Below are 20,750 nucleotides of genomic sequence, written 5' to 3'. Positions count from 1 at the left end.
CAGGCATGCCGCCCTCCCGAATGCCAGGTGCGTGTCGGCGAGGTCACGGCAGGACGTTAGTGTGAGTGGGCATCGGAACGATCCGCTGGAAAGTTGAGGAGCGATAACGTGACTGTCCGGGTAGGCATCAACGGCTTCGGTCGTATCGGACGTAACTTCTTCCGGGCGGTGGAGGCGCAGAAGGCGCTCGGCACCACCGACATCGAGATCGTCGCGGTCAACGACCTCACCGACAACGCGACCCTCGCGACCCTGCTCAAGTACGACTCGATCCTGGGCCGCTTGCCCCAGGACGTCTCGCTCGACGGCGACGACACCATCGTGGTGGGCGACCAGCGGATCAAGGCGCTGGCCATCAAGGAGGGCCCCGCCGCGCTGCCCTGGGGCGACCTCGGCGTCGACGTGGTCGTCGAATCCACCGGCATCTTCACCGATGCCACCAAGGCCAAGGGCCACCTCGCCGCGGGCGCCAAGAAGGTCATCATCTCCGCCCCGGCCAAGGGCGAGGACATCACCATCGTCATGGGCGTCAACGACGACAAGTACGACGGCAGCCAGAACATCATCTCGAACGCCTCGTGCACCACCAACTGCCTCGGCCCGCTGGCCAAGGTGCTCAACGACGAGTTCGGCATCGAGCGTGGCCTGATGACCACCATCCACGCCTACACCCAGGACCAGAACCTGCAGGACGGCCCGCACAGCGACCTGCGCCGTGCCCGCGCCGCCGCGCTGAACATCGTGCCCACCGGCACCGGCGCCGCGAAGGCCATCGGCCTGGTGCTGCCCGAGCTGCAGGGCAAGCTGGACGGCTACGCGCTGCGCGTGCCGGTCCCGACCGGTTCGGTCACCGACCTCACCGCCACGCTGCGCAAGTCGGCCACGCTCGAGGAGATCAACGCCGCCTACCGGGCCGCCGCGGAAGGCCCGCTGAAGGGCATCCTCAAGTACAACACCGACCCGATCGTCTCCAGCGACATCGTCACCGACCCGGCCTCGTCGATCTACGACGCTCCGCTGACCAAGGTGATCGACGACCAGGTCAAGGTCGTGTCCTGGTACGACAACGAGTGGGGCTACTCCAACCGTCTCGCCGATCTCATCGGCCTCGTCGGCAAGTCGCTCTGACGCGTATGGCTGTCAAGACACTCGCGGACCTGCTCGGTGAGGGCGTCGAGGGCCGGGGCGTGCTGGTGCGCTCCGACCTGAACGTCCCCCTCGACGACCAGGGACAGATCACCGATCCCGGCCGCATCATCGCCTCGGCGCCGACCATCAAGGCGCTCGCCGAGGCCGGCGCCAAGGTCGTCGTGACCGCGCACCTGGGCCGCCCGAAGGGCGAGCCGGACCCGAAGCTCTCGCTGGCGCCGGTGGCCGCCCGGCTCGCCGAGGAACTGGGCCGCAACGTCCAGCTCGCCGGTGACGTGGTGGGCCAGGACGCGCTGGCGCGCTCGGAGGGCCTCACCGACGGCGACGTGCTGCTGCTGGAGAACATCCGGTTCGACGCGCGCGAGACCAGCAAGGACGACGCGCAGCGGGCCAAGCTGGCCGCTGCGCTGGTCGAGCTGGTCGGCGACGACGGCGCGTTCGTCTCCGACGGCTTCGGCGTGGTGCACCGCAAGCAGGCTTCGGTGTACGACGTGGCCGCGCTGCTGCCGCACTACGCGGGCACGCTGGTCGCGGCCGAAGTCGAGGTGCTGGCCAAGCTGAGCGAGAACCCGGACCGGCCGTACGCGGTCGTGCTCGGCGGCTCCAAGGTCTCCGACAAGCTGGCGGTCATCGAGGCGCTCGCGCCGAAGGTCGACACGCTGGTGATCGGTGGCGGTATGTGCTTCACCTTCCTTGCCGCACAGGGCCTTTCGGTGGGCGCGTCGCTGTTGCAGGAGGAGATGGTGGACACCTGCAAGCACCTGCTCGAGCAGTACGCCGATGTCATCCACCTGCCCCGCGACATCGTGGTGGCGGACGCGTTCGCCGCCGACGCGGAGTCGAAAGTCGTACCGGCGCACGAGATCCCGGACGGCTGGCTGGGACTGGACGTGGGCCCGGAGTCGGCGGATCGCTTCTCGGTGCTGCTCACCGAGGCGCAGACCGTCTTCTGGAACGGGCCGATGGGCGTGTTCGAGTTCGAGAAGTTCGCCGCGGGCACCCGCGGGGTCGCCGAGGCGATCGTGACCGCCACCGGCAAGGGTGCGTTCACCGTGGTCGGCGGCGGCGATTCGGCTGCGGCCGTGCGCGCGCTGGGCCTGCCGGAGGACGGCTTCTCGCACATCTCCACCGGCGGCGGCGCGTCGCTGGAGTACCTGGAGGGCAAGGAACTTCCCGGTATCGCGGTGTTGGAGGACTGAACATGGCACGCAAACCGCTCATCGCGGGCAACTGGAAGATGAACCTCAATCACCTCGAGGCCATCGCCCTGGTGCAGAAGATCGCGTTCGCGCTGCCGGAGAAGTACTTCGACAAGGTCGACGTCGCGGTGATCCCGCCGTTCACCGACCTGCGCAGCGTGCAGACGCTGGTCGAAGGCGACAAGCTCCTGCTCACCTACGGCGGCCAGGACGTCTCGGTGCACGAGTCGGGCGCCTACACCGGCGAGATCAGCGCGAGCATGCTCGCCAAGCTGGGCTGCACGTTCGCCGTGGTCGGGCACTCCGAGCGGCGGCAGTACCACAACGAGGACGACGCCACCGTGCTGGCCAAGGCCAAGCAGGCGCTGAAGCACGGGATCACCCCGATCGTGTGCATCGGCGAGGGCCTGAACGTCCGTGACGCGCGGACGCACGTGGAGTACAACCTCGAGCAGCTGCGCGGGTCGCTGAAGGGCCTGACGGCAGAAGAGATCTCCAAGATCGTGATCGCCTACGAGCCGGTGTGGGCGATCGGCACCGGCAAGGTCGCCACCCCCGCCGACGCGCAGGAGGTCTGCGGCGCGATCCGCGGGGAGCTGGAGAAGCTGGCCTCGCCGGAGGTCGCCGCCGGAGTTCGCGTGCTCTACGGCGGATCGGTCAACGCCAAGAACGTCGGAGAGCTGGTCGCGCAGACCGACATCGACGGCGCGCTGGTCGGCGGCGCTTCGCTCAAGGGTGACGAGTTCGCCACCCTGTCGGCGATCGCCGCGGGCGGCCCGTTGCCCTGATCTCGGCACCACACCCGACAGCCCGGTATCGCGGACAGCGATACCGGGCTGTGCCGATTTCGCCGAGAGTGAGCACGGGTGCTCGGCGGCCGACGCCCGTGCGATGATGACGGAGCTCGAACCACCGGCCCGACAAGGATTTTCGTGACTCTTCGCAAGCTGTCCACCGCTGTTCCGGCCGTGCTGATCGCGCTCGCCGCGCTTGTCGGCTGTTCCGACGACTCGGCAGACGATCACGATCACCTCCACCACGCGGCATCGAGCACCCCCGCCGCGGCGGTCCGGCCCGAGCAGCAGGACCCGGGGCACCGCAGGATCGGCCAACTGGTCGGGGAGTGGACGGGCGAGAAATCGACCTTCGTCGCGGGCGGCACGGCCGACAATCCCACCAAGCGCGAAATCGTCTCGCGCTGGGAGTGGATCGCCGAGACCGGCAACAACTTTCTGCGTGAGGAAGCCAGGGACGTCCACGGCAGCAGCGAGTACTACCGGCTCGGGCTGCTCGGATTCGCACCGACCGACAACCGCTACGAGTGGACGACCGTCGACAGCGTCACACCGATGACCATGAGTTACAAGGGCGCGAAGGGGAGCGGCGGCGACCCCGACATCGTCATGGCCGGTGAGTTCACCGATCCCGGCGTGCTCGGCGCGCAGTTCGTGGGCAAGACGATCCCGATGCGCACGGTGATCCGGCTGGAGTCGGCAGACCGGGTCGTCATGGAGATCTACTTCGCCGCGCCCGGCGAACCGGAGCGGATCGCCGATCGCGTCGTGCTCACCCGGAAGAAGTAGCGGGCGCGCTCACCGCGCGTGCAGGACCAGGCCCGCGCCGTTGTCGTTGCGCAGGGTCAGCATGTCGGCGTCCACCGTGGCGGCCGTCTTGCCGTCCAGGGCTTTCGACACGGACTGCTCGACCTCCATCGTCTCCGGCGAGCACAGCGTCTTCGTGGTGGCGACCCGGAAGTCGATCTGCGTGCCCGATACTTCGGCGCTGCCGGTCATGCTGTTGCAGCCGGTGCTGCCGGAGACGCTGCCGTCCTCGGCGATGGTGAGTGTGGGCTGTGCTTCGTCGAGGGCGCGCGAGCGGACCTGGCTGTTGTCGGTGATGAACGCGGTCACCAGCCAGGATGTGCCCTGGATCGGCTTATCCGGCTGGGCGACCTTCTTGTCGAGCAGGGTCACCGTGCGGTCGGGGCTGTGCAGGGTGAGCCGCGCGTCGTCCAGCCGCCAGTTGGGCTGTGAATTCAGCAGGCCGCTGAGCCACTCGTCGGCGTCGCGCCGATCGTCCTCGCAGGCCATCAGGGTGGTGGCCAGGCCGGAGACGCGCAGGACGTGGTCGTCCAGTTCGGCCATGCCGCTGAATTTGTTGCACCCAGCGTCGGCGGCGACGCGGCCTTCCGAGAAGCTGATCGTCAGCGGCCCCCCACCGGGAATCGGGGTGCCTTCGACCGCGGTCGAGAGGAAGGTGCGGCCCATCGGTGTCGGCTCGTCGGCGTCGCGGTCGGGCTCCCCGCGCGAGCACGCCGCGAGTGCGCAGAGGGCGAGCAGGACCAGCGTTGCTGATCGCGCCGAGTGTGCCGTCATGCGGCGATGCTACCGACGCCGAGCGGCGTCACCCCGGTTTCCGCCGGTCGGGACGGCCTGGCGAGAGCTCCCGCCGGAACCCGCGAGATCGAAGCTCATGGGATGACTCGTCCACACCGTATTAGAATCTGGGCCGTGCACCGATGCTTCCCCATCACCCCGCCGCCCGCCTCCTGAGCGAGGTGTAGGTTTCCAGCGCGCCACCCCAGCGGTGAGCGCGCTCTCGTCGGCATCGCTGTGCACCTCGCTTCCGCGACCCCCCATCCCCTTTCGTCGCAGGAGCGCGATTTCTCATGTCCTCACCTGTGTCCACGACCGGCCGTTCGGGGCTGGCCTATCTCGTCGCGGCCGGAATCCTCTGGGGCACCGGCGGTCTGCTCGGCACACTGGTGCACCGAGCCACCGGGCTGGCTCCGGTCTCCGTCGCGACCTGCCGGCTCGCCGTCGGTGGACTCCTGCTGGTGGCCCTGCTCGCGGGCGCGCGGCGGCCGTGGCCGCGGGATACGCTGGCCTGGCGCCGGATCGGCGCGGTCGCCGTGCTCGCGGCAGCCTTCCAAGCGGCCTATTTCGGCGCGGTCGCGGTGTCGTCGGTCAGTCTCGCGACGTTGCTCACGATCGGTATGTCGCCGGTGGTGGTCGCGGTGTTGGAGCACGTCACCGGAAGGCATCCGCTGGACCGGCGGCGCGCGGCCACCATCGGCCTCGCCCTGGGCGGCCTGGCGTTGCTGGCCGGTGTGCCCTCCGGCGCCGCCGACGCCGGTGGGTTGCTGGCCGGCGCTGCGCTGGCCTCGCTGGCCGCGGCGGCGTTCGCGACGGTCACCGTGCTCAACGCCGTGCCGGTGCCCGGGCTCGACGCGATGACCACCACCGGCCTCGGGTTCACCGGCGGCGCACTGCTGCTGGCTCCGCTCGCGGCCACGAGCGGCCTGGCCTTCGACCCGGCCATCGGCAGCGTCGCGCTGGTTGTGATGCTGGGACTGGCGCCGACCGCGATCGCCTACACCTGCTACTTCCGGGGGCTCGCGGAGGCGGGACCGGGGATCGCCGCGGTGCTCGCCCTGCTCGAACCCCTCACGGGTGCGGCGCTGGCGGCGGTCGTCCTGGGCGAACGCCTCACCGCGACCGGACTCACCGGCGCCGCGCTGCTCGTCGGGGCGCTGGTGCTCGCGGCCACCGCGCATCCCCCGATCAGCCGTCCGGACAGGGCGTCCGGGCCGCACCGGCGCCGCGACTAAGCTTCGGCGAGTGACTTCCGCCGCGACCACCCCGGGCTCCACCTGGGCGCCGCTGCGTTCACCGGTGTACCGCGCGCTGTGGGTGGCGCAGCTGGTGTCGAATCTGGGCACCTGGATGCAGACCGTGGGCGCGCAGTGGATCATGGTCGACCAGCCCAACGCGGCGGCGCTGGTGTCGTTCGTGCAGACCGCGATCACCCTGCCGGTGATGCTGCTGGCCATCCCGTCCGGGGTGATCGCCGATCTGGTGGACCGGCGCTGGTTGCTGCTCGGCGCGCAGTCCACGATGGCGGTGCTGGCGCTGGTCCTCGCCGTCTCCACGGCGACCGGGCACACCACGCCCGTCGTGCTGCTCACGCTGTTGTTCCTGCTCGGCTGCGGGCAGGCGCTGACCGCGCCCGCGTGGCAGGCGATCCAGCCGGAACTGGTCGCGCGCGAGCAGATCCCCGCGGCGTCCGCGCTGGGCAGCATGAACATCAACATCGGCAGGGCGGTGGGGCCCGCCGTGGCCGGAGCGCTGGTCTCGCTGTCGGGGCCGACGCTGGTGTTCGCGCTGAACGCGGTGTCGTTCGTCGGGATCGTCGTGGTCTTGACGCTGTGGCGCCGCCCGGCGACCGATCGCCGCCTGCCCACCGAGCGCCCGCTGGCGGCGTTGCAGGCGGGGACCCGGTTCATCCGCGCGGCTCCGGCGATCCGGCGGGTGCTGCTGCGTTCGATCTTGTTCATCGCGCCCGCGAGCGCGGTCTGGGCGCTGTTGCCGGTGATCGCGCGCGACCGGCTCGGGCTGTCGTCGTCGGGGTACGGGCTGATGCTCGGGGCGATGGGCGTCGGTGCGGTGCTCGGCGCCGCGGCGCTGTCCCGCTTGCGAGCCTGGCTCACCCCGACCCAGCGGCTCACCATCGCCGCGGTCCTGTTCGGCGTGGCGACGGCGGGGACCGCGCTGCTGCGGATCGTGCCGGTGGTGCTGGTGCTGCTGGTGTTCGCGGGGCTGGCGTGGCTGCTGGCGATGTCCACGATGAACGCGACCATGCAGCTGCTGCTGCCCGCCTGGGTGCGCGCCCGCGGATTGTCGGTCTACCTGCTGGTGTTCATGGGCGGCCAGGCGATCGGCTCGCTGGTCTGGGGCCTGGTCGCGGACGCTCTCGGTGCGGTGCCCGCGCTCCTGTGGGCCGCGGTGCTGCTCGCGTTCTGCGCGCTGAGCACGGTATGGCTGCCCATCCGCAACGATCCCGAACTGCTCGACCTGACCCCCGCGGCGTTCTGGCCGGAACCGGAGCTGGCGGTCGAACCCGATCCCGACGACGGTCCGGTGCTCGTCCTGCGCAGCTACGACGTGCCGCCGGACAGCGCGGAGGAGTTCCTGGCCGCCATGGCCTTCGTCGGGCGGTCCCGTCAGCGCACCGGTGCGATGGAATGGCGTCTGTATCGCGACGTCGGGGTGATCGATCGTTACGTGGAGGCCTTCGTCGTGCGGTCCTGGGCCGAGCACATGCATCAGCATCAGATCCGGCTCACCGCGCAGGACCAGCTGCGCGAGCAGGCGGTGGCGAAGTTCAGCGCGGCAGCGGGGGAACAGGTCACCCATCTGGTCGCGGTCGACCGGCGCTAGGGCGCACCCGCGGAGGCGGTCCGAGTGCCTGATTCGGTGCGATCGCACCGACCGCATACACTGTCCGGCATGCGGATGTTCCTGGATATCCTCCTGATCATCACCAGCTTGCTGCTGGTGCTGCTGGTGCTGCTGCACCGCGCCAAGGGTGGAGGTCTGTCCAGCCTGTTCGGCGGCGGCGTGCAATCCAGCCTGTCCGGGTCCACCGTCGTGGAGAAGAACCTCGATCGCGTCACCATCTTCACCGGCGTCATCTGGCTGATCGCCATCCTCGGCATCGGTCTGGAGATCAAGTTCGCCTGATCCCGGCGGTCACCGCACCTGCCGTGAGTCCCGCCGCGCCGAGCACGACCGCGGCGGGATAGCTCGTCCCGGGCACCGGGTCAGCGGCAACGTGCCCAGGATTCGTCTGGAGCCGTACCCTGCCGTCAGCGGCCCTGGCGGGTCGACTTGGATCAGTCGATGCGCGGAATGCGCCCGTCGAGATCGGTGAATCCGTAGTACTCGGCGAGATCGGCCACTCGCCAGGGCAATCCGGTGCGGGAGCGCCGTCCCGCGTCGGTGGCGAGCGCGACGACGGCGCGGCCGGTGAAGCGCGGCGTCTGCGCCTCGCCCAGGTCGAAGGTGCCCTCACCGGGCAGCGTGACCATCCGCCGGCCGTCGGCGTCGGCCGGAACCAGTTGCAGCAGTTCGGTATCCACGATGCCCGGCCAGAGCGAGACCGCGGTCACCTCGGTGCCGGCGAGGTTGTGCGCCATGTCGGCGGTGAGCCGGTCCACCGCCGCTTTGGCGACGCCGTAGACCGCGTTGTGCATGTATCTGCGCGCACCCGGCGAGGAGATGTTGACGATCAGGCCGCCCGATTCGATCAGCAGCGGCGCGGCGAACACGCTTGCCACGTAATGGGATCGGACACCCACGTCGAACGACTCGTCCCACGCCGCCGGTGGTACCTCCCAGAACGGCTTGCCCAGCCAGCGGGCCGCGGCGGGGGAGTTGTAGACGTTGTTCACCAGCACGTCCAGTCTGCCGTGCTCGGTGCGGATCAGCTCGAACAGCCGCTCCACCGCGTCGTCGTCGCGGTGATCGCACACGAACGGGATGCCGATCCCGCCCGCCGCATCGATGTCGGCGGCCGTTGCGTGTACCGTGCCGGGTAGTCGCCCCTGGGCCGCCGAGCGCCCGGTGACGAACACCGTGGCACCCGCCGCGCCCAGCTCCAGGGCGATCCCTTTGCCGATGCCGCGGCTGGCGCCGGTGACCACCGCGACCTTGCCTTCGAGCCTCTCGGGTATTCCGCTCACGGAACCGGAACATTACCGTGAAACGATAACGTGTTCTAGTACATCGTTCAGGAGGCCTGAGTGGAGCTGACGCATCGGTTCGTGACGACCAACGGTGTCCGCATGCACGTCGCCGAGCAGGGGGCGGGGCAGCCGGTGATCTTCTGCCACGGCTTTCCGCACACCTGGTACATCTGGCACCGCCAGCTTCCCGCGCTCGCCGCGGCGGGCTACCGCGCGCTCGCGCCGGACCTGCGCGGCTACGGGCAGACCGACGTCCCGGCCGACCTCGAGGCGTACACCAACCGCGCGGTCTGCGCAGATCTGCTCGCACTGCTCGACGACATCGGCGCCGAGCAGGCGGTGTTCGTCGGCCTGGACTTCGGCGCGGCGCTGGTGTGGGAACTGGCGCTGCGCACGCCGGATCGGGTGCGCGGCGTCATCGTCCTGAACAATCCGTTCGCGCCGCGTCCGCCGCGGGCTCCGTCGCAACTGTGGGCGAAGGCGGCTGCTCGGCACTTCCTGCACTTGCAGTACTTCCAGACGCCAGGAGTCGCCGACGCCGAACTCGCGGCGCGTCCCCGCGAGTTCCTGGCCCGCGTCTACTACGCGCTCAGCGCCGACTACCACTACCTGGACACCTGGCGCTTCCCGGCGGAGGGCACCGGTTACCTCGATGTGCTGCCCGAGGCGCCCGCGTTGCCGTGGCGCTGGCTCGGCGCGGACGAGTTGGACGTGCTGGCCGCCGATTTCGAGCGCACCGGGTTCACCGGCGGATTGAACTGGTACCGCAGTCTGGATCGCAACTGGGAGCTCACCGCCGAGTACGCGGACGCGAAAGTCACCGTACCCGCCTATTTCCTGTACGGCGACCGCGACCCGGACATGGAAGGCTTCAGTGGTCGCGACCCGCTGGCCACCTTGCGCGAGCACGTCGTTGACCTGCGCGCGGTGAGCGAGATCGGCGGCGCGGGCCACCTCGTCCAGTTGGAGCGGACCGAGCAGGTGAACGCGTTGCTCACCGCGCATCTCGGCCATCTGGCCGCGCACCCGGACCGGCTTCCGGCCTGAGACGAAACGTCTTCGGTCCCAGCGCCGTTCGTTGTCGGTGGGCACCGCTAATGTTCGGTGAATGAGTTATAGCCTGAGCATCTACGTTGTCGAACTGGACAGGGTCAAGGGCGCCATCGGGTCCCGGGACGACAAGCTCCGGCGGATGATCGGGGGCCGGTTCAAGGCCCAGCTGACCCACGACGACGACTGGTTCGCCGAGGAGATCGCGAGCGGCGCGCCCACACGCTACGAGGCGGTGCGCGCCGTCATCGACGGCGGTCCGTTCGACCCGGCCTACGGTTTCCAATACGGCTACGCCTATCAGACGATCTGCCAGTTCTACGGCCGGTTCGCGGACAACCGCTACTTCTCGGCGTTCCGCGGTCGCTGGCTCGATCACATCGATGACGGGCTCGCCACGTTGGGCATCAAAGCGGTCAGCGTCCGGGCGTTCATGTACCACTCGCTGCCGCCTTCGCTGCCGCAGCCCGACGAATTGCCCGGCTACGGCGAATGGACGCCGGAGCAATGCGCGGAAGCGCTCGTGCAGTGGGAGTCGACCACGCCACCGCAGCGCGAAGAGGTCGATCACGAGGTCCTCGCCGCCATCGAGTCCTGTGTCGAGTGGATCCGGGAGGCGCAGGCGCGTCCGGGCTGGGGGATCGCCGGGTTCTTCTACTGAGCCCGCGGCCTAGCGGTATTCGTCGGCCAGCTTCGGGTAGTCCGACCACCGCGGCAGCGGCTGGAAATCGAGGTAGGCGGTCAGGCGATCGAGCACGTATTGCCACCGTGGGCCGATGGCGCCCGCGTCGGCGGGGCGGACGTGGCGGCGGGTCAGCTCCACGGTGGTGACCACGCCGACCTGGCTCATCCGCACTTCGAGCAGGCAGCCGTCGATGTGGACGACGAATTCGTGCGGCGCCTGGCAATGGTCGACGCGCACCGCGACCGGGCCGGGGACGGGACCGTCGAACAACTCGATGGTGAGGTTGCCGTTGCCGCCGGAGACGGCGCCGAGCCAGCGGGCGAGCTGGCCGCGCTCGGTGGCCGCCGACCACACCTCCAGCACCGGCTTGTGGAACGAACGCAGGTAGTGCAGGAGCACCAGATCGCCGTCGGCTGTGTGCTCGTGCTCCGGCCGTACCTCGCCGAGCATGGACATCGTGGTCATCGCCGTGTCCTTTCCGCTGCTGGTCACCGTCACCCTCACTGTATTTCCACTATTCACCCGCCGAATCGGATTACCGGGGATGCCGGGCCTCGGCGTGCCGCGGCTCCGGGCCGGTCGCCGCGCCCAGGAGCCGGAGGGCCGCGGCTTCGATCCGGTCCTCGTCGAGCAGCACCGTCGCGGCGGCCGGGCCCAGAGGGACGAAGCTGTCCTCGCTGGTGACACGCGCGATTCGTCCGGTGAAACCGGCATCGAGCAGAGCCGCGCACACCGCTTCCGACACGCCGCCGCAGCGGCGGGTCTCGTCCGCGACGAGGACGCGGCCGGTCGCGCGCGCGTGGCGCAGCAGGTCGTCCGCCGGTAGCGGAGCCAGCCAGCGCAGGTCGAGCACGCGTGTGTGGATCCCGTGCCGGGCCAGTCGCCGTGCCGCCCGCAGGCTCATCGGCACGCCGTTGGCGAAGCTGACCACGGTCAGATCGGCCCCCTCGCCGTAGACCCGGGCGCGGCCGATCTCGACGTGCTCCGCGGCGGACGGGCGAGCCAGCCAGCCGTCGTCACCAGGACGGTGCAGGTCGCGCGTGTGGTACAGCGCGATGGGCTCGAGGTACAGACATACTCTGCCGTCCACTCGTGCGGCGGACACGCAAGTGCGCAACATCGCCGCCGCGTCGTCGGCACGGGACGGTGAGGCGAGGACGACGCCCGGGATGTCGCGCAGCGCGGCCACCGAGTTGTCGTTGTGGAAGTGGCCGCCGAAGCCCTTTTGATAGGCGTATCCGGCGATCCGCACCACCATCGGGTTGCGGTAGCGGCCGTCGGAGAAGAACGACAGCGTGGCCGCTTCGCCACGGATCTGATCCGCGGCGTTGTGCAGGTAGGCGAGGTACTGGATCTCCGGGATCGGCACGAATCCGGCCAGCGCCGCGCCGAGCGCCGTGCCCAGGACGCTCTGCTCGTCCAGCAAGGTGTCGAATACGCGCCGCGCGCCGAACGTCTTCTGCAAGCCCTTGGTCACGCCGTACACGCCGCCTTTGCGGCCGACGTCCTCGCCGAAGACGAGCACGTCGCGATCACGTTCGAGCAGTCCGGCGAGGGCGGCGTTGACCGCATGCGCCAGGGTGGTCGGTGCACCCTGTGCCGCAGCGCCGTTCACGCGGTGCGGCGAACCGATGCCGGTGATCGCATGGCCGGCGTCGGCGTGTTTGCGTTCGTCGCGCGGGAGCGGGTCGGTGCGGAGCGCGTCGGCGCGCACGAGTGCGGGACGGGAGGGCGCGATCGGCGCGGTCACGGCCGCCGCCGCGTCGAGTTTCGGCTCCGCGCAGACAAGTTCGGCGGTGGTCGCGACTCGGCGGCCCAGTTCGGCGTAGCGGTCGAGCAGGCCGGCGGGTGGGGCGACGCCGGATTCGATCAGCAGCCGCGCGGTCGCCGTCACCGGGTCGCGGGCTAGGTCGGCGGCGATCTCGACGGGGCGGCGGTAGGCGGTTTCGACGTCGGATCCGGCGTGACCGAGCAGTCGCACGGTCCGCAGGCGCAGGAACGCGGGCGCGCGGTGGTCCCTGACCCACCGTGCGGCGGCTTCCGCGGTGGTCAGCGCATCGAGCGTGGCGCAACCGTCGGCGCTGAAATACGCCAGGCCGGGCCGGTGGCCGTAGGACCGCTCGATCCAGCTCGATGGGGTGGGGACACTGATCCCGATGCCGTTGTCCTCGCAGACGAACAGGATCGGCATCGGAATCCCCTGCCCGGCAGTGTGAATCGCGGCATTGATCGCTCCGGCCGCAGTGGAGTGATTGGCCGAGGCGTCGCCGAAACTGCACAGCACCACCGCGTCGGCGGGCCAGGGACCGGCGACCCCCAGCCGCGCCGCGCGATCGATCGCGAACGCCAACCCGACCGCGCGCGGAAGATGCGACGCGATGGTCGAGGTCTGCGGGATGACGTTCGCGGCGGCGCTGCCGAACACCTTGTGCCGCCCACCGGAGATCGGATCCGCCGCCGCGGCGACCACACCGAGCAGGACGTCCCGGATCGGGTCGAGCCCTGGTACGCGGCGCGCCCGGTGCACGAAGAACGCGCCCGACCGGTAGTGCAGCAGGGCCGGGTCGGTGGTGCGCAGGGCGGCCGCCACGGCGGCGTTGCCCTCGTGACCGGACGAGCCGATGCTGTAGTAACCGCGCCGGTCGCTGCCGAGGCGGCGGGCCGCGAGATCGAGCTGCCTGCTCGTCGCCTGTGCGTCGAACAGCTCCAGGCACGCCGTGCCGGTGATCGCGCCGCCGGGCACGATCGGCTGATCCGCCGGACGGCCCGGCCCCGGCGCGAAGGCGGCGACGGCGGCGCGGAACCGCTCGTCCAGATCCACTGCCTGCTCGGTCACCGACCGATCATCTCGTAAACTCCGCCGTCCGGATGGGTTATCCGTCGGTGTTCTTTCGGAAATCCAGGATGGTATCGGACAAATTTACGAGATGATCGGCCGTGGCGTGCTCACTGCAGCGCGGCAGCGGCCTCCTGGTCCAGCAGCCAGGTCGTGGAGTCGATTCCTGTCGCACCGGCCGCGGGCACGTCCGCCGGGTCCGCGCCGCCGATGGCCGCGGCGACCGCCTCGGCCTTGGCCGCGCCGCCGACCACCAGAACGACGTGGCGGGTCCGGCGGATCGCGGGCCGGGTGAGGGTGACCCGGACCGGCGGCGGCTTCGGCGAGTTGGTGACGGCGACGACCAGTTCGTGTTCCTCCCGCACCGCGTCGGTGTCCGGGAACAGCGAGTTCACGTGGCCCTCGCCGCCCATACCGAGCAGGTGCAGATCGAACGCGCCGTGTTCGGCGAGGTAGGCGTGCACCGTCGCGGAATACTCGGCGGCGGCCTCCACCGGGTCGGGGTACTCGCCGTCGGAGGCGGCCACCGGATGCACCCGCGCCGGGTTCACCGGCACGTGGTCCAGCAGTGCCTGCCTGGCTTGCAGGTCGTTGCGCTCGGGATCGTTCGCGGGTACGAAACGCTCGTCGCCCCAGAACACCTCCACCCGGGACCAGTCGATGTCACCGGGTGACTTGCGTACCTGCTCCAGCAGGGCGATGCCGGTTCCGCCGCCGGTCAGCACCACCGACGCGGAGCCGCGCTCGGCCTGCGCCGCGACCACGACGGAGACGAAGCGGGCCGCCGCGGCGGCGACCAGCGAGTCGGTGTCGAGGTGCACCTCGACGGTGTCGCTGGGGAATGGCGAATCGGTGTGCTCACTCATAGATCACCTTCTCGATTCCGGCCAGCGCCTCCGCGTAGGTCTCGTCGGCGTCCAGCCTGCGTAGGTCCTCGGCGAGGCAGTCCCGGGTCTCCCGGCGCGCCAGCGCGATCCGCTGCACCGGTTCGCCGGTGCGGGTCAGCGTCGCGGTGCGCCCGGTCTGCGGGCGTTCGATCGCGATGGAGACGGTGGGGCGGTGCAGTTCCACCACCAGCGGGCCGGTGCGACGGCGAACCGGGCAGTCGAGCCGGGCGGCCAGCCAGCCGGCCAGGATGTCCAGGGCGGGCTCGTCGCGCAGCCCGGACACGGTCGCCGATTCCACCGCTTCGAACGGCGGCTCGTCCATGGCCGCCGCCAGCAGCGCGCGCCAGTATGTGATCCGGCTCCAGGCCAGATCGGTGTCACCGCTGGCATAGGAGCGCAGCCGCTTCTTGATGGCCGCCTGGGGATCGGGCGCGAACGTGGCATCGGTGATGCGGCGGCCCGCCAAGCGGCCCACGGAATCCTTGGACGGGAACTCCGGGGCGCCGCGCGGCCACCACGCGACCACCGGCGTATCCGGCAGCAGGAACGGGGTGACGACACTGCTCTCGTGGCTGACCAGCTCGCCTTGCAGCCGCAGCACGATCACCTCGGCCGCCCCCGCGTCGCCGCCCACCCGGATCTGCGCGTCCAGCCGGGTGGCGGCCTCCCGGTCGCCGCGCGCCAGCACCACCACCCGGCAGGGATGCTCGCGGCTGGCTTCGTTCGCCGCGTCGATCGCGTCCTCGGCCTCGGAGCTGTCGAGCGTGCACACCACGAGGGTGAGCACCCGGCCCACGGTGATCACGCCGTTGCTCTCGCGCAGCTGCACGAGGCGCTTGGTGACCTCGCCGGTCTTGGTCTCGGGCATGTCGACGATCACGGGCGCCGCCATTCCCGCCCGGTGCGGGCGATCATCTCGTCGGCCGAGGGCGGACCCCAGGTGCCCGCCTCGTACGGTTCCGGCCTGCCTTCGGCGGCCCAGTGCTCGAGCACCGGATCCAGTATGCGCCAGGACAATTCGACCTCCGCGTTCACCGGAAACAGCGACGGCACGCCGAGCAGCACGTCGAGGATCAGGCGTTCGTAGGCCTCGGGGGAGGACTCGGTGAACGCCTCGCCGTAGGTGAAGTCCATATTGACGTCGCGCACCTCCATGCCGGAGCCCGGCACCTTGGAGCCGAACCGCGTGGTGATGCCCTCGTCCGGCTGTACCCGGATGACCAGCGCGTTCTGCCCCAGTTCCTCGGTCATGGTCTGGTCGAACGGCAGGTGCGGCGCCCGCTTGAAGATCACCGCGATCTCGGTGACCCTGCGGCCGAGCCGCTTTCCGGTGCGCAGGAAGAACGGCACGCCCGCCCAGCGGCGGGTGTCGATCTCCAAGCTGATCGCGGCGTAGGTCTCGGTCCTCGAATTCGGGTCGAAGCCTTCCTCCTGGAGCAGACCGTCCACGTGCTCACTGCCCTGCCAGCCCGCGGTGTACTGCCCGCGCGCGGTGGTCTCGTCCAGCGGTTCGATTAGCCTGGTCGCCGAGAGCACCTTGATCTTCTCGGTCTGCAATTGCCTGGGCTCGAAGCTGATCGGCTCCTCCATGGCGGTGAGCGCCAGCAGTTGCAGCAAGTGGTTCTGGATCACGTCGCGCGCGGCCCCGATGCCGTCGTAGTAGCCCGCGCGGCCGCCCAAGCCGATGTCCTCGGCCATCGTGATCTGCACGTGGTCGACGAAGTTGGCGTTCCAGATCGGCTCGTACAACTGGTTGGCGAAGCGCAACGCCAGGATGTTCTGTACCGTCTCCTTGCCGAGGTAGTGGTCGATGCGGAACACCCGCTCCTCGGGAAACACCCCGTTGACCAGCGCGTTGAGTTCCTGGGCGCTCTGCAGGTCGTGCCCGAAGGGCTTCTCGATCACCACCCGCCGCCAGGGTTTGCGCCCGTCCGGCCCGGACGTCTGCGCCAATCCGTGCGAGGAGAGCTGATCGAGCACCACCGGGAACATATTCGGCGGGATGGACAGGTAGAACGCGTGATTGCCGCCGGTGCCGCGCTCCTTGTCCAGCGTGATCAGGGTGTCGGCGAGCCGGTCGAACGCCGCGTCGTCGTCGAAGGTGCCCTGGACGAAGCGGATGCCCTCCGAAAGCTGGTCCCAGACCTCCTGGCGGAAGGGCGTACGCGCGTGCGCCTTCACCGCCTCCAGAACCACCTGGGCGAAGTCCTCGTCGGCGTAATCCCGGCGCGCGAAGCCGACCAAGCCGAAGGCCGGGGGCAGCAGCCCCCGGTTGGCCAGGTCGTAGATGGCCGGCATCAGCTTCTTGCGAGACAGATCTCCCGTGACGCCGAAGATGACCATGCTGCACGGTCCGGCGATGCGCGGGAGCCGTTTGTCCCTTTTCTCACGCAGCGGGTTCCGCCATTCGGCGGCGTCCGGCCCCTCCGCGGGCGCTGCCCCGGCCATCGGTCAGCCGTTCCCGGTCGACGCCGACTTCAGCTCGTCGGCGGTGGCGGAAAGCAGCTCCTCCCAGGATTTCTCGAACTTGTCCACGCCCTCGCGCTCGAGCACCGCGAACACGTCGTCGAGGTCGACGCCGACCGCGGCGAGCCGGTCGAAGACCTCCTTGGCCGCGGCGGCCTGGCCGCTCACCGCGTCGCCGCGGATCACGCCGTGATCGGCGACCGCCTGGAGCGTCTTCTCCGGCAGCGTGTTCACCGTGTTCGGCGCGACCAGTTCGGTGACGTACATCGTGTCGGAGTAGTCCGGGTTCTTGACACCGGTGGACGCCCACAGCGGACGCTGCCGATTCGCGCCCGCCGCCGCCAGGTTCTGATAGGTCGAGGTGTGCTTGCCGCCGTCGAACACGTCCTGGTATTCGGCGTAGGCCAGGTGGGCGTTGGCGATGCCCGCCTTGCCGCGCAGTGCGAGCGCCTCCTCGGTGCCGAGGGCGTCGAGCCGCTTGTCGATCTCGGTGTCCACCCGGGAGACGAAGAACGAAGCGACGGAATGGATCTTGGCCGGGTCGTGTCCGGCGACCTTGGCCTTCTTCACGCCTTCGAGGTAGGCGCCCATCACCGCGCGGTAGCGCTGCACCGAGAAGATCAGCGTGACGTTGACGCTGATGCCTTCCGCGATCACCGCGGTGATGGCGGGCAGGCCCTCTTCGGTGGCCGGGATCTTGATGAACAGGTTGGGGCGGTCGACGATCTTCCACAGTTCGACCGCCTGCGCGACGGTCCGGTCGGCGTCGAAGGCCAGGCGTGGGTCGACCTCGATGGAGACCCGGCCGTCCACGCCGTTGGTGGCCTCGAAGACCGGGGCGAACACGTCACAGGCTGCGCGGACGTCGTCGGTGGTGATGGTGCGGATCGCGGCGTCGGCGTCGGCGCCTTGCGCGGCAAGATCTTTGAGCTGGTCGTCGTAGGCGTGGCCCTGGCTGAGCGCACCTTGGAAGATCGTCGGGTTGGTGGTGACACCGACGACGGACCGGGTCTCGATCAGCTCGCGCAGGTTGCCGGACTTGATCCGGTCCCTGGACAGATCATCGAGCCATACGGACACTCCCGCCGCCGACAGGGCGGCGAGATTCTCGTTCTGAGCCATGGGCGCTTATCCCTTCACGTTCTCGAGCGTGCGCTGCGCGGCGGCAACGACGGCTTCCGGGGTGAAGCCGAATTCGCGGAACAGGGTCTTGTAGTCGGCGGAGGCGCCGAAGTGCTCGATCGACACGATCTCGCCCGCGTCACCGGCGAACCGGTGCCACGGCATCGCGATACCGGCCTCGACGACGACGCGAGCGGCGATCGCGGGCGGGAGCACCTCGTCCCGGTAAGCCTTGTCCTGCGCGTCGAACCACTCCACACACGGCATCGACACCACGCGGGTGGCGATGCCCTGCTCCTCCAGGGTAGTGCGGGCGGCGACCGCGAGGTGCAGCTCCGAACCCGTGGCGATCAGGATCACCTGCGGGGTGCCCGTGGACGCCTCGGCCAGCACGTAGCCGCCCTTGGACACGCCCTCGTAGCTGGTGCCCTCCAGGATCGGCAGATCCTGACGGGTCAGCGCCAGCCCGGACGGGCCGTCCTGGTGCGGCGGCTCGGACACCGAGAAGTGCGACCGATGCTCGCTGCTGTCGCGCTCCAGGATGGTGCGCCAGGCGTAGGTGGTCTCGTTGGCATCGCCAGGACGGACCACGTTCAGGCCGGGGATGGCCCGCAGCGCGGCGAGGTGCTCGATCGGCTGGTGGGTCGGGCCGTCCTCGCCGAGACCGATGGAGTCGTGGGTCCAGACGTAGATGGCGGGCACCCGCATCAGCGCGGCCAGGCGGACGGCGGGACGCATGTAATCGCTGAACACCAGGAAGGTGCCGCCGTACGGACGGGTCGGGCCGTGCAGCGCGATGCCGTTGAGGATCGCGCCCATCGCGTGCTCACGGACGCCGAAGTGCAGGGTGCGGCCGTACGGGTCGGCCTTCCACATGCCGGTGGAGATCGACTCCGGCCCGAAACTGGGCTGATCGGGCATGGTGGTGTTGTTGGACTCGGCCAGGTCGGCCGAGCCGCCCCACAGCTCGGGCAGCACCGGCGCCAGCGCGGCGAGCACCTTGCCGGACGCCTTGCGGGTGGCCATGCCCTTCGGATCCGGTTCGTAGGTGGGCAGATTCGCGGTCCAGTTCTCCGGCAGCCGCCGCTCGATCAGACGGTCGAACAGTGCCTTGTTCTCCGGGTTGGCCGCGGCCCACGCGTCGAAGGACTGCTGCCACTGCTCGTGCGCGGCGCGTCCGCGTTCGACGACCTTGCGGGTGTGCTCGATGACGGCGGGGTCCACGTCGAAGGTCTTGTCCGGGTCGAAGCCGAGGACCTTCTTGGTGGCGGCCACCTCGTCGGCGCCCAGCGCCGCGCCGTGGGCCGAGCCGGTGTTCATCTTGCCGGGGGCGGGGTAGCCGATGATGGTGCGCAGCACGATGATCGAGGGCTTGCCGGTCTCGGCCTTGGCGGCCTCCAGCGCGGCCTCGATGGCGACGACGTCCTCGCCGCCCTCCACTACCTGCACGTGCCAGCCGTAGGCCTCGTACCGCGCGGCGACATCCTCGGTGAAGGCGATGGTGGTGTCGTCCTCGATGGAGATCTTGTTGTCGTCGTAGATCAGCACGAGGTTGCCCAGCTGCTGGGTGCCCGCCAGCGAGGACGCCTCGGAGGTGACGCCTTCCTCCAGGTCGCCGTCGGAGGCGATGACGTAGACGAAGTGGTCGAACGGGCTCGTGCCGGGCGCGGCGTCCGGGTCGAACAGACCGCGCTCGCGCCGGGCGGCCATGGCCATGCCGACCGCCGAGGCGAGACCCTGGCCGAGCGGGCCGGTGGTGATCTCCACGCCGTCGGTGTGCCGGAATTCGGGGTGGCCCGGGGTGAGCGAGCCCCACTTGCGCAGGTTCTTCAGGTCGTCCAGTTCCAGGCCGTAACCCGCCAGGTAGAGCTGGATGTACTGGGTGAGGCTGGAGTGTCCGCAGGACAGCACGAACCGGTCCCGGCCGACCCAGCTGGGATCGCTCGGGTCGATGCGCATGGTGCGCTGGTAGAGCGTGTACGCCAGCGGCGCGAGGCTCATCGCGGTGCCGGGATGGCCGTTTCCGGCGTTCTGCACCGCCTCGGCGGCCAGGACCCGGATGGTGTCGACGGCCTTGGTGTCCAGATCCGTCCAGTCGTCCGGGTGGTTCGGCTGAGTGAGGGCGCGGATGTCGTCTGTGATCGACACGACCGAGGTTCTCCTGACATTGGTTTCGTCGACGGCGGGGTGGGTTTCTGACGGCGATGATCGCGCGGCAGCTACGGCGTGCTTACCGGCTGTACCCACCTACCCTAGATGTGCCCGCTGACCGGCACACCATTAACCCTGGGTTGGTCGCGCGGGTCCCGCTGCGCTGTGTGTTCGCAGGTGGTGTTTCCGTGCCCGCGCCTGTGGCGGCGGTGTGTTCGCGGCCTTGCACGGCGGACTTGCAGGGGGACGAGACGCGTACCATCGGTGCACGTGGCCCGGCCCTTTCGAACGCGCGGCGGGCGGCGAATGCGCTCGTCAGCTCGTCTGCGGTGGGACGGGGAATTTTCGGTCAAGCGACCGCTTCGCCGCATTTCTCGCCGCCGCGGCGAGAGTTGCCGGAAGCGGCCCGTTCGAAGGCGCGGTGTATTCGCGGGGTCGGTCGCGCGCCGTGAAATTCTTTCGGCCGCTGGAGCGAGATTCGCCCGTGGCGCGGCTGCTCGGCCTTGATACGGCGAGTAGGCGAACCGGACCATGCGGCTCGAAGTCCCGAACAGAACTGGAAGACGCGACGGAAGACGTTACGGGACGGGTCGAACGCCGCTGGTCGAGGTCGTCCGTGCGGCGCCGGGCGGGCGGTGCGGCCCGTCACAGACCGGCGCCCTTGCGCGGGGGCGCGGGG

At 69.8% G+C, this 20,750-nt stretch carries 18 protein-coding genes; 9 read left to right on the top strand and 9 right to left on the bottom strand.

The annotated features are described in order from the left end of the window. Window positions 1-108 precede the first annotated feature (108 nt). The 4 genes from gap to HOV91_RS13300 all read left to right on the top strand — a co-directional run bounded on the left by gap (window position 109) and on the right by HOV91_RS13300 (window position 3,931). Window positions 109-1,128: a type I glyceraldehyde-3-phosphate dehydrogenase gene (gene gap / locus HOV91_RS13315; protein WP_174185693.1), complete on the top strand. Its 1,020-nt coding sequence runs from the start codon at window positions 109-111 to the stop codon at window positions 1,126-1,128. A gap of 5 nt (window positions 1,129-1,133) precedes the next feature. After that, window positions 1,134-2,348: a phosphoglycerate kinase gene (locus HOV91_RS13310; RefSeq protein WP_174185692.1), complete on the top strand. Its 1,215-nt coding sequence runs from the start codon at window positions 1,134-1,136 to the stop codon at window positions 2,346-2,348. A 2-nt stretch (window positions 2,349-2,350) separates the two neighbouring features. Then, entirely contained in the window at window positions 2,351-3,136 is a 786-nt protein-coding gene (gene tpiA, locus HOV91_RS13305; RefSeq protein ID WP_174185691.1) for a triose-phosphate isomerase, read from the top strand. Window positions 3,137-3,280: 144 nt separating this feature from the next. Then, window positions 3,281-3,931: a DUF1579 family protein gene (locus HOV91_RS13300; protein ID WP_174185690.1), complete on the top strand. Its 651-nt coding sequence runs from the start codon at window positions 3,281-3,283 to the stop codon at window positions 3,929-3,931. 9 nt (window positions 3,932-3,940) lie between these two features. Here HOV91_RS13300 and HOV91_RS13295 read toward each other — a convergent pair whose 3' ends face one another. Next, window positions 3,941-4,723, bottom strand: coding sequence for an META domain-containing protein (locus tag HOV91_RS13295; protein ID WP_174185689.1), 783 nt, complete (start codon window positions 4,721-4,723; stop codon window positions 3,941-3,943). Between the two features lie 293 nt (window positions 4,724-5,016). Between HOV91_RS13295 and HOV91_RS13290 the strand changes: the two genes are divergently transcribed. The 3 genes from HOV91_RS13290 to secG all read left to right on the top strand — a co-directional run bounded on the left by HOV91_RS13290 (window position 5,017) and on the right by secG (window position 7,870). Next, complete coding sequence (locus HOV91_RS13290) at window positions 5,017-5,958, top strand: DMT family transporter (RefSeq protein WP_174185688.1); 942 nt, start codon at window positions 5,017-5,019, stop codon at window positions 5,956-5,958. A 10-nt stretch (window positions 5,959-5,968) separates the two neighbouring features. Further along, window positions 5,969-7,567, top strand: a complete 1,599-nt coding sequence (locus tag HOV91_RS13285; RefSeq protein ID WP_174185687.1) for an MFS transporter — start codon at window positions 5,969-5,971, stop codon at window positions 7,565-7,567. Between the two features lie 69 nt (window positions 7,568-7,636). Further along, entirely contained in the window at window positions 7,637-7,870 is a 234-nt protein-coding gene (gene secG / locus HOV91_RS13280; protein ID WP_043693695.1) for a preprotein translocase subunit SecG, read from the top strand. Window positions 7,871-8,022: 152 nt separating this feature from the next. Here secG and HOV91_RS13275 read toward each other — a convergent pair whose 3' ends face one another. Then, window positions 8,023-8,871, bottom strand: coding sequence for an SDR family NAD(P)-dependent oxidoreductase (locus tag HOV91_RS13275; RefSeq protein ID WP_174185686.1), 849 nt, complete (start codon window positions 8,869-8,871; stop codon window positions 8,023-8,025). 60 nt (window positions 8,872-8,931) lie between these two features. Between HOV91_RS13275 and HOV91_RS13270 the strand changes: the two genes are divergently transcribed. Further along, on the top strand, window positions 8,932-9,921 hold the full coding sequence (locus tag HOV91_RS13270) for an alpha/beta fold hydrolase (RefSeq protein ID WP_312884591.1): 990 nt from the start codon (window positions 8,932-8,934) through the stop codon (window positions 9,919-9,921). 61 nt (window positions 9,922-9,982) lie between these two features. Continuing rightward, a complete protein-coding gene (locus HOV91_RS13265; RefSeq protein ID WP_174185685.1) occupies window positions 9,983-10,585 on the top strand; it encodes a DUF7691 family protein in 603 nt (200 codons plus the stop codon). Window positions 10,586-10,594: 9 nt separating this feature from the next. Here HOV91_RS13265 and HOV91_RS13260 read toward each other — a convergent pair whose 3' ends face one another. From HOV91_RS13260 to tkt, 7 genes are all read right to left on the bottom strand, one after another. Next, the gene (locus tag HOV91_RS13260) at window positions 10,595-11,101 is read right to left on the bottom strand and encodes an SRPBCC family protein (protein WP_312884590.1); all 507 of its coding nucleotides are present in this window, start codon (window positions 11,099-11,101) and stop codon (window positions 10,595-10,597) included. A gap of 43 nt (window positions 11,102-11,144) precedes the next feature. Beyond that, entirely contained in the window at window positions 11,145-13,445 is a 2,301-nt protein-coding gene (locus tag HOV91_RS13255) for a thiamine pyrophosphate-dependent enzyme (RefSeq protein ID WP_174185684.1), read from the bottom strand. A 110-nt stretch (window positions 13,446-13,555) separates the two neighbouring features. Continuing rightward, window positions 13,556-14,311, bottom strand: coding sequence for a 6-phosphogluconolactonase (pgl, locus tag HOV91_RS13250; RefSeq protein WP_174185683.1), 756 nt, complete (start codon window positions 14,309-14,311; stop codon window positions 13,556-13,558). Then, on the bottom strand, window positions 14,304-15,212 hold the full coding sequence (gene opcA / locus HOV91_RS13245; protein ID WP_174185682.1) for a glucose-6-phosphate dehydrogenase assembly protein OpcA: 909 nt from the start codon (window positions 15,210-15,212) through the stop codon (window positions 14,304-14,306). The genes pgl and opcA overlap by 8 nt, the downstream gene beginning before the upstream one ends. Beyond that, complete coding sequence (zwf, locus tag HOV91_RS13240; RefSeq protein WP_174185681.1) at window positions 15,209-16,780, bottom strand: glucose-6-phosphate dehydrogenase; 1,572 nt, start codon at window positions 16,778-16,780, stop codon at window positions 15,209-15,211. Before zwf ends, opcA begins: the two co-directional genes overlap by 4 nt. Before the next feature lie 3 nt (window positions 16,781-16,783). After that, window positions 16,784-17,920, bottom strand: coding sequence for a transaldolase (tal, locus tag HOV91_RS13235; RefSeq protein ID WP_174185680.1), 1,137 nt, complete (start codon window positions 17,918-17,920; stop codon window positions 16,784-16,786). 6 nt (window positions 17,921-17,926) lie between these two features. After that, on the bottom strand, window positions 17,927-20,068 hold the full coding sequence (gene tkt, locus HOV91_RS13230; RefSeq protein ID WP_174185679.1) for a transketolase: 2,142 nt from the start codon (window positions 20,066-20,068) through the stop codon (window positions 17,927-17,929). Window positions 20,069-20,750 lie beyond the last annotated feature (682 nt).

The organism is Nocardia barduliensis (genome assembly GCF_013315795.1).
In the GTDB taxonomy this organism is placed as follows: Bacteria; Actinomycetota; Actinomycetes; order Mycobacteriales; family Mycobacteriaceae; genus Nocardia; species Nocardia barduliensis.
Note: the sequence above shows the minus strand (reverse complement) of the source record. Positions and strands in the feature narration are given on the sequence as shown.